Source organism: Streptomyces spongiae, from assembly GCF_009377185.1.
Classification (GTDB): Bacteria; Actinomycetota; Actinomycetes; order Streptomycetales; family Streptomycetaceae; genus Streptomyces; species Streptomyces spongiae.
In genome coordinates this window covers 1-18,851 of record NZ_VJZC01000153.1, presented here as the reverse complement: position 1 = coordinate 18,851, position 18,851 = coordinate 1, and the positions used below count along the sequence as shown (strand labels likewise).

14 protein-coding genes, 1 tRNA gene and 1 pseudogene are annotated in these 18,851 nt (G+C 69.2%); 10 read left to right on the top strand and 6 right to left on the bottom strand.

The genetic code is table 11. From position 1 onward, the window contains the following. Positions 1-38 precede the first annotated feature (38 nt). Complete coding sequence (locus FNH08_RS21465; RefSeq protein WP_152773114.1) at positions 39-1,775, bottom strand: lytic transglycosylase domain-containing protein; 1,737 nt, start codon at positions 1,773-1,775, stop codon at positions 39-41. A gap of 308 nt (positions 1,776-2,083) precedes the next feature. Between FNH08_RS21465 and FNH08_RS21460 the strand changes: the two genes are divergently transcribed. After that, positions 2,084-2,935 carry a DUF4184 family protein gene (locus FNH08_RS21460; protein ID WP_152773113.1) on the top strand — a complete coding sequence of 284 codons (852 nt, stop codon included), beginning with the start codon at positions 2,084-2,086 and terminating at the stop codon, positions 2,933-2,935. A gap of 1 nt (position 2,936) precedes the next feature. Here the strand turns inward: FNH08_RS21460 and FNH08_RS21455 are convergent, their stop codons facing one another. Together FNH08_RS21455 and polA are read right to left on the bottom strand one after the other, a co-directional pair. Continuing rightward, the gene (locus FNH08_RS21455) at positions 2,937-3,143 is read right to left on the bottom strand and encodes a hypothetical protein (protein ID WP_152773112.1); all 207 of its coding nucleotides are present in this window, start codon (positions 3,141-3,143) and stop codon (positions 2,937-2,939) included. Between the two features lie 179 nt (positions 3,144-3,322). Beyond that, positions 3,323-6,049, bottom strand: coding sequence for a DNA polymerase I (gene polA, locus FNH08_RS21450; RefSeq protein ID WP_322725027.1), 2,727 nt, complete (start codon positions 6,047-6,049; stop codon positions 3,323-3,325). 309 nt (positions 6,050-6,358) lie between these two features. On the opposite strand from polA, the gene FNH08_RS21445 reads away from it, so the two are divergent. The 7 genes from FNH08_RS21445 to FNH08_RS21415 all read left to right on the top strand — a co-directional run bounded on the left by FNH08_RS21445 (position 6,359) and on the right by FNH08_RS21415 (position 15,327). After that, positions 6,359-8,638: an FdhF/YdeP family oxidoreductase gene (locus FNH08_RS21445; protein WP_152773111.1), complete on the top strand. Its 2,280-nt coding sequence runs from the start codon at positions 6,359-6,361 to the stop codon at positions 8,636-8,638. 57 nt (positions 8,639-8,695) lie between these two features. Beyond that, positions 8,696-9,184 carry a PaaI family thioesterase gene (locus FNH08_RS21440; protein ID WP_152773110.1) on the top strand — a complete coding sequence of 163 codons (489 nt, stop codon included), beginning with the start codon at positions 8,696-8,698 and terminating at the stop codon, positions 9,182-9,184. 435 nt (positions 9,185-9,619) lie between these two features. Next, positions 9,620-10,849: a branched-chain amino acid ABC transporter substrate-binding protein gene (locus tag FNH08_RS21435; RefSeq protein WP_322725025.1), complete on the top strand. Its 1,230-nt coding sequence runs from the start codon at positions 9,620-9,622 to the stop codon at positions 10,847-10,849. 116 nt (positions 10,850-10,965) lie between these two features. Continuing rightward, positions 10,966-11,895 (top strand): branched-chain amino acid ABC transporter permease, encoded by a 930-nt coding sequence (locus FNH08_RS21430; RefSeq protein WP_322725024.1) that lies wholly within the window; start codon positions 10,966-10,968, stop codon positions 11,893-11,895. A gap of 5 nt (positions 11,896-11,900) precedes the next feature. Then, positions 11,901-13,727: a branched-chain amino acid ABC transporter permease gene (locus FNH08_RS21425; RefSeq protein ID WP_152773109.1), complete on the top strand. Its 1,827-nt coding sequence runs from the start codon at positions 11,901-11,903 to the stop codon at positions 13,725-13,727. Between the two features lie 5 nt (positions 13,728-13,732). After that, on the top strand, positions 13,733-14,614 hold the full coding sequence (locus FNH08_RS21420; protein WP_152773108.1) for an ABC transporter ATP-binding protein: 882 nt from the start codon (positions 13,733-13,735) through the stop codon (positions 14,612-14,614). Continuing rightward, the gene (locus FNH08_RS21415; protein ID WP_322725022.1) at positions 14,611-15,327 is read left to right on the top strand and encodes an ABC transporter ATP-binding protein; all 717 of its coding nucleotides are present in this window, start codon (positions 14,611-14,613) and stop codon (positions 15,325-15,327) included. Before FNH08_RS21420 ends, FNH08_RS21415 begins: the two co-directional genes overlap by 4 nt. A 74-nt stretch (positions 15,328-15,401) precedes the next feature. Here the strand turns inward: FNH08_RS21415 and FNH08_RS21410 are convergent, their stop codons facing one another. Next, complete coding sequence (locus FNH08_RS21410) at positions 15,402-16,052, bottom strand: ANTAR domain-containing response regulator (RefSeq protein ID WP_322725020.1); 651 nt, start codon at positions 16,050-16,052, stop codon at positions 15,402-15,404. Between the two features lie 103 nt (positions 16,053-16,155). Here FNH08_RS21410 and FNH08_RS21405 point away from each other — a divergent pair. Continuing rightward, positions 16,156-16,230, top strand: a tRNA-Leu gene (locus FNH08_RS21405). Positions 16,231-16,336: 106 nt separating this feature from the next. Then, positions 16,337-17,080: a helix-turn-helix domain-containing protein gene (locus FNH08_RS21400; RefSeq protein ID WP_152773106.1), complete on the top strand. Its 744-nt coding sequence runs from the start codon at positions 16,337-16,339 to the stop codon at positions 17,078-17,080. Between the two features lie 7 nt (positions 17,081-17,087). On the opposite strand, the gene pyk is transcribed toward FNH08_RS21400, so the two are convergent. Together pyk and FNH08_RS54340 are read right to left on the bottom strand one after the other, a co-directional pair. Further along, entirely contained in the window at positions 17,088-18,524 is a 1,437-nt protein-coding gene (gene pyk, locus FNH08_RS21395) for a pyruvate kinase (protein ID WP_152773105.1), read from the bottom strand. Between the two features lie 176 nt (positions 18,525-18,700). After that, a pseudogene (locus FNH08_RS54340) lies at positions 18,701-18,851 on the bottom strand (SIMPL domain-containing protein); the annotation flags it as partial.

Genomic DNA, 18,851 nt, shown 5'->3' with positions numbered 1-18,851 from the left:
CCTCTCCGCAGAGGGGCGCCGCCGTCGTGGTTACGGGGTTATGCGCTGGGGCTGGGCGACGCCGACGCCGACTCGGCCGCCGCGACCTTCAGCTCGACCGTCAGCACCGCGCCGCCGGTGGTGGTGATGCGCAGCTGGAACGTACCGGTCGTGTCGTCCGCGTACAGCTTCGGCAGCTTCAGCAGGCCGTCCTTGTCGGTGGTGAGGCCGGTGAGGGTACGGACGGTCTTGCCGTCGGCGTCCTTGAAGTACGGGCCCTTGTCGTTCTCGGTCGGGTCGACGGGCGACTTGATGAGGGTCGCGGTCGCGGCGACGCCGTCGGCGACCGCTCCCTTGTACGTCGCCTTCACCTCGACCTGCTCGGCGAACTCGCCGCCCGGTACGCAGGTCAGCTCGGTGTCGGTGGTGCGGGCGAGGCCGTCGGCCTGACGGGCGGTGACGCTCGCCTTGTAGTCCACGCCGGCCACCGAGCGGCCCACGACCGTGGCGCGGACCGTGAAGTCCCCGGTCTTCTCACCGGCCTGCAGCGCGGGCGCGGTGGCCGTGCCGGCGCTGTCGGTGAGGACCGTGGCGAAGGTCTCGCCTCCGGTGAAGGTGGCGTCCGTGTCCCCGACGACGGCGAAGCGGATGCGGACCTTCGCCACGGCTTTGCCGGCCTTGGTCTCGGCGCGGGCGGAGACCTTCTCGGCGAACGCGTCCCCCGCCGTCGCCGTGAGCGTCCCGGTGCCCGTGTTCTCCAGGTGGTCCACCGTGTCGGTGGGCGTGGACGGCGTGCTGGGGCTCTCGGAGCCGCCGCCCGTACTCGGGGGGTTGCTGGGGCTCTCGGAGCCCCCGCCCGTGCTCGGTGGGTTGCTGGGCTTGTCGTTGTCCTTCGGGGGCTTCGGCTTCTGTGTGTCCCTCGGCGACGGGCTGGGGCTGGTGGTCGATCCGGAGCCGCCGCTGTCGCTCGGGGTCCTGGGCAGCGTGCCCGTACCGTCCGGAACCTCGTGGGTGCCCTTGCGGTAGTACTCCAGCCACGACAGCACCGTGTTCAGGTAGTGCGTCGAGTTGTTGTAGCTGAGGATCGCGCGCCTGAGGTCGGACTGGTCCGACAGGTCCCAGTTGAACCGGCACAGGTAGTTGCCGGCCGCGAGGGCCGCGTCGTAGATGTTGTTGGGGTCCTTGCGGCCGTCGTCGTTGCCGTCGCGGCCCGCCCACTCCCAGGTGGACGGGATGAACTGCATGGGGCCGACCGCGCGGTCGTACGCGCTGTCGCCGTCGTACGCTCCGTTGTCGGTGTCGCTGATGTTCGCGAACTGGCCGCCGTTGAGGACCGGGCCGAGGATCTTCGAGAAGGTCGTGCCGTCGCTGTCGACGCGACCGCCGCGGGCCTGGCCCGACTCGACCTTGCCGATGGCGGCGAGGAGCTGCCAGGGCAGGTTGCAGCCCGGCTTGGAGTCGCGCAGGGACGCCTCGGCCTTCTTGTAGGCGTCGAGGACGGTCGCGGGGATGCCGCGCTCGGCGCTGCCCGTGACGCCCGACGTGTCACCTCCCGTGCCGGGGGTGGCCGTGGGGCTGTCGAGGGGCGGGAGGTCCGTGTAGTAGCGCGAGTTGCCGGTCGCGGTGTCGTCGGCGCCGGACGTGGCGTCGGGGGAGGGCGAGCCCGTGGTCTGTCTTCCGGCGCTGTCGGTGGTCACTCCCGGAGCCTGGGAGGCGGCCAGTGCCGCGACCGCGATCGCGGCCACCGTTGTGGTCGCCGCTCCCTTGCGCAGCCGTTTGCCGAATTGCGCCGACATTGAGTGAACCCCTCCCCGCGGACGATGGTCTTCGCGTTACCTGTGGTGCCGTCTGTCAGGACTGTCGACGTCCCTCTTCGGTTGCCCCGCCACCGGTGTTCGTTCGCGCTCCCCAGCACAGTGACCCAGGCGACCCTACGACAACTTGCGTCGCGGGCACACCCGTTCGTGCCCGCTATTCACCGGTTGGCCATATCCGTCCCGCCGGGATCGGGTCTCCCCGGGGCGAGCGGCACCGTGTCGCGCATACTGGCGGCAGTGATCGTCGGGCATGGGGTGCCCGCCAACGCCTGTCGCAGGGGGACGACTTGCCCTTCACGCTCAGCCACGCGGCCGCTGTCCTGCCCGCCGTCCGACTCGACGGCACCGGACGCGGGCCGCTGGTGCCCTCCCTGCTCGTCGCGGGTTCGTTCGCGCCCGACCTGACCTACTACGCGGCGAGTGTGCTGCCCGGAGCAATGGAGTTCGGGGACTTCACCCACTCCTTCACCGGCGTTCTCACCTTCGATGTCCTCGTCACCTGGGCACTGGTGGGGGTGTGGCTGGTCCTGCGCGAACCGCTGGTCGCCCTGCTGCCCCGGAGGCGCCAGGGCCGGGTGGCGGCGCTGGTGGGCTGCCGGGCGGGGCACGAACGACCGCGTGGACGCTTACGCCCGTCCGAGGTGGCGTGGTGGTACGTCTCGGCGGTGCTCGGTGCGCTGACGCATGTCGTCTGGGACGCTTTCACGCACCTCGACCGGTGGGGGATGCGCCTGTTCCCCGTCCTGGGGCAGGAGATCGCGGGGTCACCGCTCTACTGGTACCTGCAGTACGGCGGCTCGGCCGTGGCCGCGGTCGTGATCGCGGTCTTCGTGGTGCTGGCCCTGCGCCGGCAGCCGCCCCGGGAGCCCGAGGGCGTGCCCGCGCTGTCCGTGGCGGACCGTTGGGTGGCCGGGGTCGTGATCGGGGGGTGCGCGCTGGCGGCCGCGGTGCAGCGGGTGGCCCGCTGGTGGGAGTACTGGGGTGCCATCGCGAAGCCGTACGAGGTGATTCCCACCCTGTGCTTCGGCGCCGGAGCGGGGCTCGCGCTCGGGCTGGTGCTGTACGGGGTCGGGGCCAGGGTGTGGCGTCCGGTGCCCGTGCCCCCGGACGATGCCGTTGTGGAGCGCGTGTCCCGCTGACTCAGGGCCGGGCGGCTGTGCGTGAGAGCGCCGTGGAGGCTTGTTCAGCCGCGCGGGCGAGGTCGCGCTGGGAGCGGAAGAGAGCGACGTCTTCGGGGACACGGGGTGTGCTGGCGTCGAGCGCGTAGCCGGGTGCCCGCCCGAGCAACGCCGACACGAGTACGCCGGCGGTCCTTGCGGTACGGCGGCGAAGCGTGCGTATACCCATGCCCGCATCCTTACGCCGCGCGCCCGCCGGGGGCACCCTCTCGGGGGCCAGGTGGGTGATGTTTCCCCGGAACCGCGGCCGTCGGGGCTGCGCGGAGCCGCGCCCCCTCAGGGGCGCGGGGAACTGCGCGACCAGCCCCCACCGGCCCGCAGTCTCACCACCGTGCTTCCAGCGGAGCGTCAGTGCGCTGCCGACTCCCAGTCCGCGCCCGAGCCGACGGAGACATCCAGGGGCGCCCTCAGCTGTACGGCGCCCGCCATCTCTCGGCGGACGAGTTCCTCGGCCCGGTCGCGCTCGCCGGGGGCGATCTCCAGGACGATTTCGTCGTGGACCTGGAGGAGCATGCGGGACGTGAGACCCGCCTCGCGCAGCGCCCGGTCGACGTTCAGCATGGCGATCTTGACGATGTCCGCGGCCGTGCCCTGGATCGGGGCGTTCAGCGCCATGCGCTCGGCCGCTTCGCGGCGCTGGCGGTTGTCGCTGTTGAGGTCGGGCAGGTAGCGGCGGCGCCCGAAGAGCGTCGCCGTGTATCCGGTCGCCCGGGCCTCGTCGACCGCCCTGCGCAGATAGTCCCGTACGCCGCCGAAGCGCTCGAAGTAGGCGTCCATCAGGGCGCGGGCCTCTGCCGCCTCGATGTTCAGCTGCTGGGAGAGGCCGAACGCCGACAGCCCGTACGCCAGGCCGTACGACATCGCCTTGATCTTGCGGCGCATCTCCGCGTCCACCGCGGACTGCTCGACGCCGAACACCTGCGAGGCCGCCGTCGTGTGCAGGTCCTCGCCCGACGTGAACGCCTCGAGCAGGCCCTCGTCCTCGGAGAGGTGGGCCATCACGCGGAGTTCGATCTGGCTGTAGTCCGCCGTCATCAGGGACTCGAAGCCCTCGCCGACCACGAAGCCGCGGCGGATCGCCCGGCCCTCGTCCGTGCGGACGGGGATGTTCTGCAGGTTCGGGTCCACGGACGACAGGCGGCCCGTGGCGGCGACCGTCTGGTTGAACGTGGTGTGGATGCGGCCGTCCGCCGCGATGGTCTTGATGAGGCCCTCGACCGTGACGCGCAGCTTCGCCTGCTCGCGGTGGCGGAGCATGACGACCGGCAGTTCGTTGTCGGTCTGGGTGGCCAGCCAGGCCAGGGCGTCGGCGTCGGTGGTGTAACCGGTCTTCGTGCGCTTCGTCTTGGGCAGGGCCAGCTCGCCGAAGAGGACCTCCTGGAGCTGCTTGGGCGAGCCCAGGTTGAACTCGTGCCCGGCCGCCGCGTGCGCCTCCTTCACGGCCTGCTGGACGGCGCCCGCGAACATCTGCTCCATGGCCTCCAGGTGCGCCCTGTCCGCCGGGATGCCGTGCCGCTCCATGCGGGCCAGCAGCGCGGAGGTGGGCAGCTCGACGTCCCTCAGGAGGTCCGCCGCGCCGACCTCCTGCAGCCGCGTCCCGAACGCCTCACCCAGGTCGAGGATCGTGCGCGCCTGCACCATCAGCACCTCGGCCTCGGCACCGTCGTCCGCGCCGAAGGCCAGCTGTCCGTCGGCCTCGGCGGCGGGGGCCAGCTCCCGGTGGAGGTACTCCAGGGACAGCGCGTCCAGGTCGAAGGAGCGGCGGCCCGGCTTGACCAGGTAGGCGGCGAGGGCGGTGTCCATCGTGACGCCCTCGACACTCCAGCCGTGCTCGGCGAAGACCCGCATGGCGCCCTTGGCGTTGTGCAGGACCTTGGGCTTGGACGCGTCCGCCAGCCAGGCCGCCCACGCGTTCTCGTCGGGCTCGTCCAGCTGGGTCGGGTCGAACCAGGCGGCCGCTCCCCCGGCGGCGGCCAGCGCGACCTCGGCCACCGCGCCCGTGCCGAGCGTCCACGAGTCGACCGTGGCCACACCGAGGACCGCCTTGCCGTGCTCGGCGAGCCAGGGGGCGACCTCGCCCGCGCCGAGCACGGTGCCGTCCAGCTCGACACCGCCGTCGGTGACCGGAGCGGCGTCGGTCTCCTCGGCCCCCGGATCGACGGCCAGCAGCCGCTCGCGCAGTGACGGGTTGCGGATCTCCAGGGTGTCCAGGACCAACGCGACGGCCTTGCGGTCGTACGGCGCGCGCTCCAGGTCGACGACGGTCCTGGGCAGTTCGACGGTGCGCACCATCTCCGTGAGGCGGCGGTTGAGCTTGACCGCCTCCAGGTGGTCGCGAAGGTTCTGCCCGGCCTTGCCCTTGACCTCCTCGACGCGCTCGACCAGCTCCGCGAACGAACCGAACTGGTTGATCCACTTCGCGGCGGTCTTCTCGCCGACCCCGGGGATGCCCGGGAGGTTGTCCGACGGGTCGCCGCGCAGCGCCGCGAAGTCGGGGTACTGCGCCGGTGTCAGCCCGTACTTCTCGAAGACCTTCTCCGGGGTGAACCGGGTGAGCTCGGAGACGCCCTTCGTCGGGTACAGCACCGTCGTGTGCTCGGTGACCAGCTGGAAGGAGTCGCGGTCGCCGGTGACGATGAGGACCTCGAAGCCCTCGGCCTCGGCCTGGGTGGCGAGGGTGGCGATGACGTCGTCCGCCTCGAACCCGTCGACCGCGAAGCGTTTGGCCTGCATCGCGTCGAGCAGCTCGCCGATCAGCTCGACCTGGCCCTTGAACTCGTCCGGGGTCTTCGAGCGGTTCGCCTTGTACTCCGTGAACTCCTCGGAGCGCCAGGTCTTGCGGGACACGTCGAACGCCACCGCGAAGTGCGTGGGCGCCTCGTCGCGCAGTGTGTTGGCCAGCATCGACGCGAAACCGTAGATCGCGTTCGTCGGCTGGCCCGTCGCGGTGGTGAAGTTCTCCGCGGGCAGCGCGAAGAACGCGCGGTACGCCAGTGAGTGCCCGTCCATGAGCATGAGCCGGGGACGGCCGCCGCCAGGGGTCTTCTCGGTCTTCTTCGATGCTGTCTCTGCCACGCCCCCGATCCTGCCACGTGCCACTGACACTCGGCCCCGGCCATCGTGGACGGGCACCCGACCCGCACCGTCACAACCGGCCGGAACTCCCCGTACGTCGGCCCCGGCACGGTGGGGAGTTGTCCCGGCACGGTGGGGAGTTGTCCCGGCACGGAGAGTTGCCGGGAGGGTTGGCCGTCCCGGCTCCGGGGGGCGGATCGCCTTTCGCCCAGCGGCGATCGCTGTCACTGGCACGTGCGAGGATCGGAAGCGTACTCACGTCGTGGTGGTGAAACGTGCTTCACCTCGCAGTCGTAAGGAGAGCGTGCGATGGCATCCAAGCCGCCGAAGGGCGATCCGGTTCAGGACGCGCCGCAGGTCGCCGGGCCGAAGCACGCGGCCGCGGGGCTGCCCGCCGTCGGACACTCACTGCGGATCGCCCAGCAGCAGATGGGTGTGAAGCGCACCGCGCTCACCCTGCTCCGCGTCAACCAGAAGGACGGCTTCGACTGCCCGGGCTGCGCCTGGCCGGAGCCGGAGCACCGGCACACGGCGGAGTTCTGTGAGAACGGCGCGAAGGCGGTCGCCGAGGAGGCCACCCTGCGCCGGGTCACCCCGGAGTTCTTCGCCGCCCACACCGTGGCCGACCTCGCCACCCGCAGCGGCTACTGGCTGGGCCAGCAGGGCCGGCTCACGCACCCCATGTACCTCCCCGAAGGGGGCGAGCACTACGAGCCAGTGTCCTGGGAGCGGGCCTTCGACATCGTCGCGGAGGAGCTGAAGTCCCTGGAGAGCCCCGACGAGGCACTCTTCTACACCTCGGGGCGCACGAGCAACGAGGCCGCGTTCCTCTACCAGCTGTTCGCCCGCGAGCTCGGCACGAACAACCTGCCCGACTGCTCCAACATGTGCCACGAGTCGTCGGGATCGGCCCTCTCGGAGACCCTCGGCGTCGGCAAGGGCAGCGTCCTGCTCGACGACCTCCACAAGGCGGACCTGATCATCGTGGCCGGGCAGAACCCGGGTACGAACCACCCGCGCATGCTCTCCGCCCTGGAGAAGGCGAAGGCGAACGGCGCGCGCATCATCACGGTGAACCCGCTGCCCGAAGCGGGCATGGAGCGCTTCAAAAACCCGCAGACCCCGCAGGGCATGCTCAAGGGCGCCGCGCTCACGGACCTGTTCCTGCAGATCCGCATCGGCGGCGACCAGGCCCTGTTCCGCCTCCTCAACAAGCTGATCCTGGAGACGGACGGCGCGGTCGACGAGGAGTTCGTCCGCGAACACACGCACGGCTACGAGGAGTTCACGGAGGCCGCGCGGGCCGCCGACTGGGACGAGACGCTGACGGCGACCGGCCTCACGCGCGGGCAGATCGACGAGGCCCTGCGCATGGTCCTCGCCTCCGAGCGCACCATCGTCTGCTGGGCCATGGGCCTCACCCAGCACAAGCACTCCGTGCCGACCATCCGCGAGGTGGTCAACTTCCTTCTGCTGCGCGGCAACATCGGCCGCCCGGGCGCGGGCGTGTGCCCGGTGCGCGGCCACTCGAACGTGCAGGGCGACCGCACGATGGGCATCTTCGAGCGGCCCGCCCCCGCCTTCCTGGACGCCCTGGAGAAGGAGTTCGGCTTCGCGCCGCCCCGGGAGCACGGCTACGACGTCGTCCGGGCCATCCGCGCCATGCGGGACGACAAGGCGAAGGTCTTCTTCGCGATGGGCGGCAACTTCGTGTCGGCGTCACCCGACACCGAGGTGACGGAGGCGGCCATGCGCCGTGCCCGCCTGACGGTGCACGTGTCGACGAAGCTGAACCGCTCGCACGCCGTCACGGGCGCGCGTGCGCTGATCCTGCCCACCCTGGGCCGTACCGAGCGGGACCTCCAGGGCAGCGGAGAGCAGTTCGTGACCGTGGAGGACTCCATGGGCATGGTGCACGCCTCGCGGGGCCGCCTGGAGCCCGCGAGTGCGCACCTGCTGTCCGAGCCGGCCATCGTGTGCCGCCTGGCACGCCGTGTGCTCGGCGAGGACAGCCGCACACCGTGGGAGGAGTTCGAGAAGGACTACGCCACGGTCCGTGACCGCATCGCGCGCGTGGTCCCCGGTTTCGACGACTTCAACGCGCGCGTGGCCCGCCCGGAGGGCTTCGCGCTCCCCCACGCCCCCCGTGACGAGCGCCGCTTCCCCACCGCCACCGGCAAGGCGAACTTCACGGCGGCGCCGGTCGAGTACCCGGAGCTTCCGCCGGGCCGGCTCCTGCTCCAGACGCTGCGCTCGCACGACCAGTACAACACCACGATCTACGGCCTGGACGACCGCTACCGGGGCATCAGGAACGGCCGCAGGGTCGTGCTGGTCAACCCCGAGGACGCCGCCGCGCTGAAGGTCGCCGACGGCAGTTACGTCGACCTGGTCGGCGAGTGGAAGGACGGCGTGGAGCGCCGGGCGCCCGGCTTCCGCGTCGTGCACTACCCGACGGCCCGGGGCTGCGCGGCCGCGTACTACCCGGAGACGAACGTCCTCGTACCGCTGGACGCCACCGCGGACACCAGCAACACCCCGGCCAGCAAGTCCGTCGTGGTCCGTCTGGAACAATCAGGAACCGACTGAGCGTTCGCTCAGTGCGAGATCCATGACGAGATCCATGACGAAACGGAGCCGGGCCCCATGGGTGAGCAGCGCCACGTGACGTTCCCGCAAGAGGTCATCGACGAGTACGCGGCGCTCGGCGTCGACCTCGTCGCCATGTTCTCGGCGGGCCACCTGGGAAACCGAATAGGGGTGCAGATCGTGGAGGCCTCGGCCGAGCGCGTGGTCGGCACGATGCCCGTGGAGGGCAACACCCAGCCGTACGGCCTGCTCCACGGCGGCGCGTCCGCCGTGCTCGCCGAGACCCTGGGGTCGGTCGGCTCCATGCTGCACGCGGGCAGCTCGAAGATCGCCGTGGGCGTCGACCTGAACTGCACGCACCACCGGGGCGTCCGGTCCGGGCTGGTGACCGGCGTGGCCACACCCCTGCACCGGGGGCGCTCGACGGCGACGTACGAGATCGTCATCAGCGACGAGCAGGGCAAGCGGGTGTGCAGCGCCCGGCTGACGTGCATGCTGCGGGACGTGAACCCGGGCGACGCCCAGTACGCCGGCAGGAAGAGCTGACGGCCCGAGAATCCGCTTTTCCTCGCTGTAACTCTGCGTAATAGGCACGCAATACAGGCCACCGGATTCTTCGCGAACGCGCCACGCGCACACCACCCGACTCGGGCCTTTCGAGTAACCCGTTGCGACACTTCCGAGACATCACCAAAACGCCCGGACACTCCTGAGCGGATCACGGTAGACGCTGCGGGTTCTCAGTATGCGGACGGGGCGAATCGGTCTGAATTCCACTGATCCCCCCATCGAGTACCGCTCTGCATTACGTCGTGTCATAACAAGAGCGTCACAGCCTGGGTCAGACCCTCCTACACGTTCCCTGCACACGCTTAGAGTCACGCCCAGTCACCGCGCCGACGGATTCGAAGCCTTTTCGGTCCAGCGCTCGACTCGGCGGACTCCACGGGGAGTCGCCGTGCCAGGGAAAGGACCTGATTCGTGCGTCAACGTTCGCTCATAGCCATCACCGCCGCGCTCGCGGCGGGATCGCTCACCCTCACCGCCTGCGGGTCGCGTGACGACGACAGCAGCGGTGGCGGCGGCGACAAGACGACCGTTGTGCTCGGCGTCGACGCCCCGCTCACGGGCGACCTGTCCGCTCTCGGCCTCGGCATCAAGAACTCCGCCGACCTTGCCGCGAAGACCGCCAACAAGTCGGAGTTCGTCAAGGGCGTCGAGTTCAAGATCGAGCCCCTCGACGACCAGGCACAGCCGTCCGTCGGCCAGGCCAACGCCCAGAAGTTCATCAGCGACAAGGACGTCCTCGGCGTCGTCGGCCCGCTGAACTCCAGCGTCTCGCAGTCGATGCAGAAGCCGTTCAACGACGCCGGACTCACCCAGATCTCCCCGGCCAACACCGGTACCGAGCTCACCCAGGGCGACGGCTGGAAGACCGGGAACTCGGTCCGCCAGTTCAAGACCTTCTTCCGCACGGCCACCACCGACGAGGTCCAGGGCGCCTTCGCCGCCGAGTACCTCTTCCAGAAGGCCGGGATCAAGAAGGTCTACCTGATCGACGACCAGAAGACCTACGGCGCCGGCCTCGCCGCCTCCTTCAAGACGAACTACACCAAGCTCGGTGGCAAGATCGTCGGCAGCGACCACATCAACCCCGACGACCGCGACTTCAACTCCGTCGTGGCCAAGATCAAGAAGACCGGGGCCGAGGCGCTCTACTACGGCGGCGAGTACCCCGCCGCCGCTCCGCTGAGCCAGCAGCTCAAGGACAGCGGCCAGAACATCCCGCTCATGGGCGGCGACGGCATCTACTCGGGCGAGTTCCCGAAGCTGAACAAGAAGGCCGAGGGCGACCTCGCCACCTCCGTCGGCAAGCCGGTCGAGCAGCTCGACTCCGCCAAGGAGTTCATCAAGAACTACGAGGCGGCGGGCTACAAGGACGCCTACGAGGCCTACGGCGGCCTCACCTACGACGCGACCTGGGCCCTCATCGAGGCCGTCAAGATCGCGGTCGAGGGCAACGACGGCAAGGTCCCGTCCGACGGCCGCAAGGCGGTCCTCGACGCCATGGCGAAGGTCAAGTTCGACGGCGTGACCGGCACGGTCTCCTTCGACGAGTTCGGTGACACCACGAACACGCTGATGACCGCGTACAAGATCAAGAACAACGCGTGGGTGCCCGAGTACAGCGCCTCGCCCAAGCTGAGCTGACCAGGGGACGAACAGGGATAAAACCCCTCATCACACATTGATCCAGGCCGCGCGGGAGCGCCCACCAGCGCTCCCGCGCGGCGCCATATCCGAAATACTCCAACGGAGGCCCTGCGGTGAACGAACTGCCGCAACAGCTGGCCAATGGACTCATCCTCGGCGCGATGTACGGTCTCATCGCGATCGGCTACACGATGGTCTACGGCATCGTCCAGCTCATCAACTTCGCCCACGGCGAGATCTTCATGGTCGGGGGCTTCGGGGCCCTCACCGTCTACCTGTGGATGCCCGACGGCTTCGCCCTCGGCGCTACGATCCCCCTCATGCTCCTCGGCGGCATCGTCGTATCCGTCGCCGTCGCCACCGCCGCCGAACGCTTCGCCTACCGGCCACTGCGCGGCGCACCACGGCTGGCCCCCCTGATCACCGCCATCGGCCTCTCCATCGTGCTCCAGCAGATCGTGTGGATGTGGTACCCCAACGCGAAGAAGGACCACCCCTTCCCGCAGTTCGAGGGCGGCCCCATCGACATCCTGGGCGCCAACATCCAGCGCGGTGACCTCTTCGTCCTCATCGCCGCCCCGCTCTGCATGTTCGCCCTCGGTCTCTTCGTCACCAAGACGCGCTCGGGCCGCGGTATGCAGGCCACCGCCCAGGACCCGGACACCGCGAAGCTGATGGGCATCAACACCGACCGCATCATCGTCATGGCCTTCGCCATCGGCGCCGCGTTCGCCGCCATCGCCGCCGTCGCCTACGGCCTCAAGAACGGCCAGGTCGGCTTCCGCATGGGCTTCCTGATGGGTCTCAAGGCCTTCACCGCCGCCGTGCTCGGCGGCATCGGCAACATCTACGGCGCCATGCTCGGCGGCATCGTCCTCGGCGTCGCCGAATCGCTCGCCACGGGCTACATCGGCGACATCCCCGGCATGGACCTCTTCGGCGGCGGCGCCTGGAAGGACGTGTGGGCGTTCGCTCTCCTCATCCTCGTCCTGCTGCTCAGGCCACAGGGTCTGCTCGGCGAACGCGTCGCGGATCGGGCGTGATACGCATGACCACCAAGACCACCAACGGCACGGCCACGGACACCACGAAGACCTCCGTCGCCGAACCGACCCCCATCATCCCGCTGCCGCCCGCCGCCGCCCGCGCCGCGACGGTCGCCGGCTCGGTCGTCGCCCTCGTCGGCACCTTCCTCGCCTGGACCTGGACCGAGGAGTTCCCCGGCAACCTCACCGTCACCGGCTACCCCGGCGGCCTACAGGTCCTCACCCTCATCTCAGCCGCGCTGACCACGCTGTTCGCGCTCTCCGGCTACGGGATCCGAGGTCTGGGCTGGCTCACCCCCGGCGGCACCAACAGCCCCACCCGCCTCCTCGCGCTCGGCGTCCTCGGCACCACCGGCTACACCATCGGCGCGATCTCGTACGAACTCGGCGGCCTCGTCAACCTCGAACCCGGCGCGTGGGTCTCCGGCATCGGAGCCCTCGTCGCCGTGATCGGCGCCCTCGGCCTCCCGGCCGACCAGGGCTACGGCCCCGACGAGTCCCCCAACCTGTGGGGCAGGATCCGCCACTCGCTCAGCGCCCCCGAACCCGGCCGGGCGAAGGAACTCCCCTCCTGGGCGGAGATCCTGATCATCGCCGCGGGCTTCGGCATCGGGCTGTACGTCTTCGCCTACGGCATCGGCACCGAGTACTCCGAGCTGTTCATCGGCTTCCTGATAACCGCCGGCTTCGGCTTCACCGCCGTCCTGCGCGCCGGTCTCATCAAGCAGCTCTCGACGCTCACCGCCAAACACCGCAACGTCACGATGGCCGCCGCCTTCGTCGCGGCGATCTGCTTCCCCTTCACCCAGAGCAACGACCAGTACGCCCTCATCGGCGCGAACATCCTGATCTTCGCCACGGTCGCCCTGGGCCTGAACGTGGTCGTCGGCCTCGCGGGCCTGCTCGACCTCGGTTACGTCGCCTTCCTCGGCGTCGGCGCCTACGCCGCCGCCCTGGTCTCCGGCTCGCCGCAGTCCACCATCGGCGTCCACTTCCCGTTCTGGGCCGCCGTCCTCACCGGCGCCGCCGCCTCGCTGATCTTCGGCGTGGTGATCGGTGCCCCGACCCTGCGGCTGCGCGGCGACTACCTCGCCATCGTGACCCTCGGTTTCGGTGAGATCTTCCGCATCACCATGAACAACCTCAACGGGAACAGCGGACCCGACGTCACCAACGGATCCAACGGCATCCCCAACATCCCGGACCTGGAGCTCTTCGGCTTCAACCTCGGGCTGCCGCACGACGTCCTGGGCACCGAGCTCACCCGGTCCGGCAACTACTACCTGCTGATGCTGCTGTTCACAGCCGTCGTCGTGCTGGTCTTCCGCCGCTCGGCGGAGTCCCGCATCGGCCGGGCCTGGGTCGCCATCCGCGAGGACGAGACCGCCGCCACCGCCATGGGCATCAACGGCTTCCGTCTCAAGCTCCTCGCCTTCGCGCTCGGCGCGTCCCTCGCCGGCCTCGCCGGCACCGTCCAGGCGCACGTGTCCTACAGCATCACGCCGGAGCAGTACCAGTTCGCCGGTTCCGTGCCGCCCAACTCGGCCTTCCTGCTCGCCGCCGTCATCCTCGGCGGCATGGGAACCATCAGCGGTCCCCTCATCGGTGCCGCACTGCTCTACCTCATCCCGGCCAAGCTCCAGTTCATGCAGGAGTACCAGCTGCTGCTCTTCGGCTTCGCGCTGATGCTCCTGATGCGCTTCCGGCCCGAGGGCCTGGTCGCCGACCGCAGGAAGCAGCTCGAGTTCCACGAGACCGGACAGCTCGACGTACCGGAGGACAAGCCATTGCCCGAAGGCGCGACCGGCGTCGCCAAGGCAGGGGCGTGACCGCCATGACAACCACCACGACCACGACGACCACCACGAGCACGGTGCTCGACGCCAGCGGCGTCACCATGCGCTTCGGCGGACTCACCGCCGTACGCAGCGTCGACCTCACCGTGGGCAGCGGCGAGATCGTCGGACTCATCGGCCCCAACGGCGCCGGGAAGACGACCTTCTTCAACTGCCTGACCGGTCTGTACATCCCGACCCAGGGCACCGTCACCTACAAGGGCACCGTCCTTCCGCCCAAGCCGCACCTGGTCACCCAGGCCGGCATCGCGCGCACCTTCCAGAACATCCGGCTCTTCGCCAACATGACCGTTCTGGAGAACGTGCTCGTCGGCCGCCACACCCGGACCAAGGAAGGCCTCTGGTCGGCACTCCTGCGTCTGCCCGGCTTCAAGAGGGCCGAGGAGGAGTCGCGCGAACGGGCCATGGAGCTCCTCGAGTTCACCGGACTCGCCGCCAAGGCCGACCATCTCGCCCGCAACCTGCCCTACGGCGAACAGCGCAAGCTGGAGATCGCCCGCGCCCTCGCGAGCGAACCCGGCCTGCTCCTCCTCGACGAGCCCACCGCCGGCATGAACCCGCAGGAGACGCGGGCCACCGAGGAGCTCGTCTTCGCCATCCGTGACAAGGGCATCGCCGTCCTCGTCATCGAGCACGACATCCGGTTCATCATGAACCTCTGTGACCGTGTCGCCGTGCTCGTCCAGGGCGAGAAGCTCGTCGAGGGCCCCGCCGAGGTCGTCCAGGCCGACGAGCGCGTCATCGCCGCCTACCTCGGCACGCCCTTCGAGGACGCCCCCGGCCAGGAGGAGGTCGCCGAGGTCGAGGCCGCCGAAGCCGAAGCCGCCGGGCACCGCACCACAGAAGGGGACGCCAAGTGACCGCACTGCTCGAGGTCGAGGACCTCAGGGTCGCGTACGGCAAGATCGAGGCCGTCAAGGGCATCTCGTTCAAGGTCGAGGCCGGCGAGGTCGTCACCCTCATCGGTACCAACGGCGCCGGGAAGACCACGACCCTTCGGACCCTCTCCGGTCTTCTCCAGCCGCTCGGCGGCCAGATCAAGTTCGACGGCAAGTCGCTGCGCAAGACCCCCGCCCACAAGATCGTCTCGCTGGGGCTGGCCCACTCCCCCGAGGGCCGGCGCATCTTCCCCCGCATGACGATCGAGGACAACCTCCGGCTCGGCGCGTTCCTCCGCAACGACAAGGAGGGCATCGAGAAGGACATCCAGCGCGCCTACGACCTGTTCCCCATCCTCGGAGAACGCAGGAAGCAGGCAGCGGGCACCCTCTCCGGCGGCGAGCAGCAGATGCTCGCCATGGGACGGGCCCTGATGTCCCGGCCCAAACTGCTCATGCTCGACGAACCCTCCATGGGCCTCTCGCCGATCATGATGCAGAAGATCATGGCGACCATCCGGGAGCTCAAGAGCCAGGGCACCACCATCCTGCTCATCGAGCAGAACGCCCAGGCCGCCCTCTCCCTGGCCGATCAGGGCCATGTCATGGAGGTCGGCAAGATCGTCCTCTCGGGCACGGGCCAGGACCTGCTGCACGACGAGTCGGTCCGCAAGGCGTATCTCGGCGAGGACTGACCGCCCACGCGACGAGGCCCGCGCCCCTGCTTCTCCGGGGGCGCGGGCCTCGTCACATGTGCCGTGCGGTGGGGTCAGCCCTTGGCGGCCTTCTTCTCCTCCGCGTCCTGGATGACGGCCTCCGCGACCTGCTGCATGGACATACGGCGGTCCATGGACGTCTTCTGGATCCAGCGGAAGGCGGCCGGCTCGGTCAGCCCGTACTCGGTCTGGAGCACCGACTTGGCGCGGTCGACGAGCTTGCGGGTCTCCAGACGCTGGGTGAGGTCGGCGACCTCCTGCTCCAGCTGCCGCAGCTCGGTGAAACGGGACACCGCCATCTCGATGGCCGGGACGACGTCGCTCTTGCTGAACGGCTTGACGAGGTAGGCCATGGCCCCGGCGTCCCGGGCGCGCTCGACGAGGTCACGCTGGGAGAAGGCCGTCAGCATGAGAACGGGCGCGATGGACTCCTCCGCGATCTTCTCCGCGGCGGAGATCCCATCGAGCTTGGGCATCTTCACATCAAGGATGACGAGGTCGGGCCGATGCTCCCGGGCGAGCTCGACGGCCTGCTCGCCGTCGCCCGCCTCACCGACGACGGTGTAGCCCTCTTCCTCGAGCATCTCCCGGAGGTCGAGGCGGATCAGCGCCTCGTCCTCGGCAATGACGACACGGGTCGTCAACGGAGGCACGTGCGACTTGTCGTCGTCTTCGACGGGCTGGGGCGACTCGGGGGCGGTCACGTGGGCTCCTTGTTGCAGGGCAGGCAGGTACTGCTCCCAAGAGCGTACCTAGCTACGGTATGGTGGACGCGCGGAGGGTCAAGGGAAACCTTGGATTCTTCGAGCCCCGGTAGCCCAATTGGCAGCAGGCAATGGATTCAAAACCCATACAGTGTCGGTTCGAGTCCGACCCGGGGCACTTTTCCTTCGATTCCAAGGTCACATAAAGCAAGCGGAGGCTCACCTTCTCGTGAACCTCAGCTTTTTGCTGCGTGTCGCGACGATCACTCACGCAGTGTGGCCGCATGTACGACATCAGCACACGCAAGCGAGCACTGGCTCTCGTTGCACAGGCTCGCAGCCTGAACTCGGTGAGCCAAGAGACCGGCATCTCACGCGCCGCGATCCGCTCTTGGCAGAGCCGCATCGAACCACTTCCCCGCATGGCCCCTCCGGACCCCGGGCCACCCGCAGATGAAGCCGCGTACGCCTACTTGCTGGGCCTGTACCTCGGTGACGGCTGCATCAGCCCTCACCCACGAGGCGGGTACTACCTGAGGATCGCGTGTGCCGACGCCTGGCCTGGCCTCATCGATCAGTGTTGCGACGCCATCAAGAAGGCACGTCCCGGAATCGGTGTCTACCGCCTCCAGAAGGAGGGCTACACCATGGTGACGAGCTACAACCGGCACTGGCCCTCTCTCTTCCCCCAGCACAGCCCCGGCAAGAAGCACGAGCGCTCCATCGCCCTCGAACCCTGGCAGCAAGCCATCGTCGACGCTCACCCCTGGGAGTTCATCCGGGGCCTCATCCACTCCGATGGTTGCCGCGTCACCAACTGGACAACCCGTCTCGTCGGCGGTGAACAGAAGCGCTACGAGTACCCGCGGTACTTCTTCACCAACTTGTCGACCGATATCGTCCAGCTCTTCACGGACACACTCGACAAGGTCGGCGTCGACTGGAAGCAGGCCAACTCACGGAACATCTCCGTCGCCCGCAAAGCCTCCGTAGCCCTCATGGACGCCCACGTAGGCCCCAAATACTGACCACCCGCTACTTGGGGCTGTCGTCCTCCCCGATGTGGTGCACCCGCACCATGTTCGTCGTGCCCGAAACCCCCGGCGGCGAGCCCGCCGTGATGACCACCATGTCGCCCTTCTTGCAGCGGCCGGAGGTCAACAGCAGTTCGTCGACCTGGTCCACCATCGCGTCCGTCGAGGCCACGGGCGGGACGAGGAAGGTCTCCACGCCCCAGGTGAGGGTGAGTTGGGAGCGGGTGGCCGGGTCCGGGGTGAAGGCGAGGAGGGGGATCGGGGAGCGGTAGCGGGACAGGCGGCGGACCGTGTCGCCGGACTGGGTGAACGCCACGAGGAACTTCGCGCCCAGGAAGTCGCCCATCTCGGCGGCCGCGCGGGCCACGGCCCCGCCGTGGGTGCGGGGCTTGTTGCGGTCGGTCAGGGGCGGGAGGCCCTTCGCCAGGATGTCCTCCTCCGCCGCCGCGACGATGCGGGACATCGTCCGGACCGTCGCCACCGCGTACTTGCCGACGCTCGTCTCGCCGGAGAGCATCACGGCGTCCGTGCCGTCGATGACCGCGTTGGCCACGTCCGAGGCCTCCGCGCGGGTCGGGCGGGAGTGGTCGATCATCGAGTCCAGCATCTGCGTGGCCACGATCACCGGTTTGGCGTTGCGCTGGGCGAGTTTGACGGCTCGCTTCTGGACGACCGGGACCTGTTCCAGCGGCATCTCGACGCCGAGGTCGCCTCGGGCGACCATGATGCCGTCGAAGGCGAGGACGATGTCCTCGATGGTGTCCACGGCCTGGGGCTTCTCGATCTTGGCGATGACCGGGAGACGGCGGCCCTCCTCGTCCATGATGCGGTGGACGTCTTCGATGTCTCGTCCGCTGCGGACGAACGACAACGCGATGACGTCGAAACCCGTCCGCAGGGCCCAGCGCAGATCCACCTCGTCCTTCTCCGAGAGGGCGGGGACGGAGACGGCGACGCCCGGCAGGTTCAGGCCCTTGTGGTCGGAGACCATGCCGCCCTCGACGACCGTGGTGCGCACGCGGGGACCGTCGACCTCGGTGACTTCCAGGCACACCTTGCCGTCGTCGACGAGGATGCGCTCGCCGGGAGCGACGTCGTCGGCCAGTCCGCCGTACGTCGTCCCGCAGGTGTCGTGGTCGCCCTCGACGCCCTCCTCCACCGAGATGGTGAAGGTGTCGCCGCGTTCAAGGAGTACGGGGCCTTCGGTGAAGCGGCCGAGCCGGATCTTCGGGCCTTGAAGGTCGGCGAGGGCGCCGATGCTCCGGCCGATCTCGTCGGAGGCCTTTCGCACGCGCCGGTAGCGCTCCTCGTGCTCGGCGTGGCCGCCGTGGCTGAGGTTGAAGCGGGCGACGTCCATTCCGGCGTCGACCAGGGCCTTGATCTGGTCGTACGAGTCGGTGGCGGGCCCCAGAGTGCAGACGATCTTTGCTCGGCGCATGGTCCGAGCCTAGGCCTTACCGACCGGTAGGGAATTGGCCGGTCATGACGACTCAACAACCTTTGCATGAAGGGTGGTTGACAAGGGTTGAAGTGTGCGCCGGGGCGCTCTGATGAGCACCCCGGGGGGCCACTTCTCAGCACTTCTCAGCACTTCCCAGCGCCCCTCAGTGCTTCTCACAGCCGGGGCGGTGCCATCGTGAAGCGGGCGTTCACCTGGGCGTGGACGCGCTGCCGTTGCGGTTCGAGGTCGAGGGGTGCGGCCGCCTCCCCGGCATCCGCGGCGTACGCCATGGACCGCATGCGGCCGGGGGCGGGTGGGTACGGC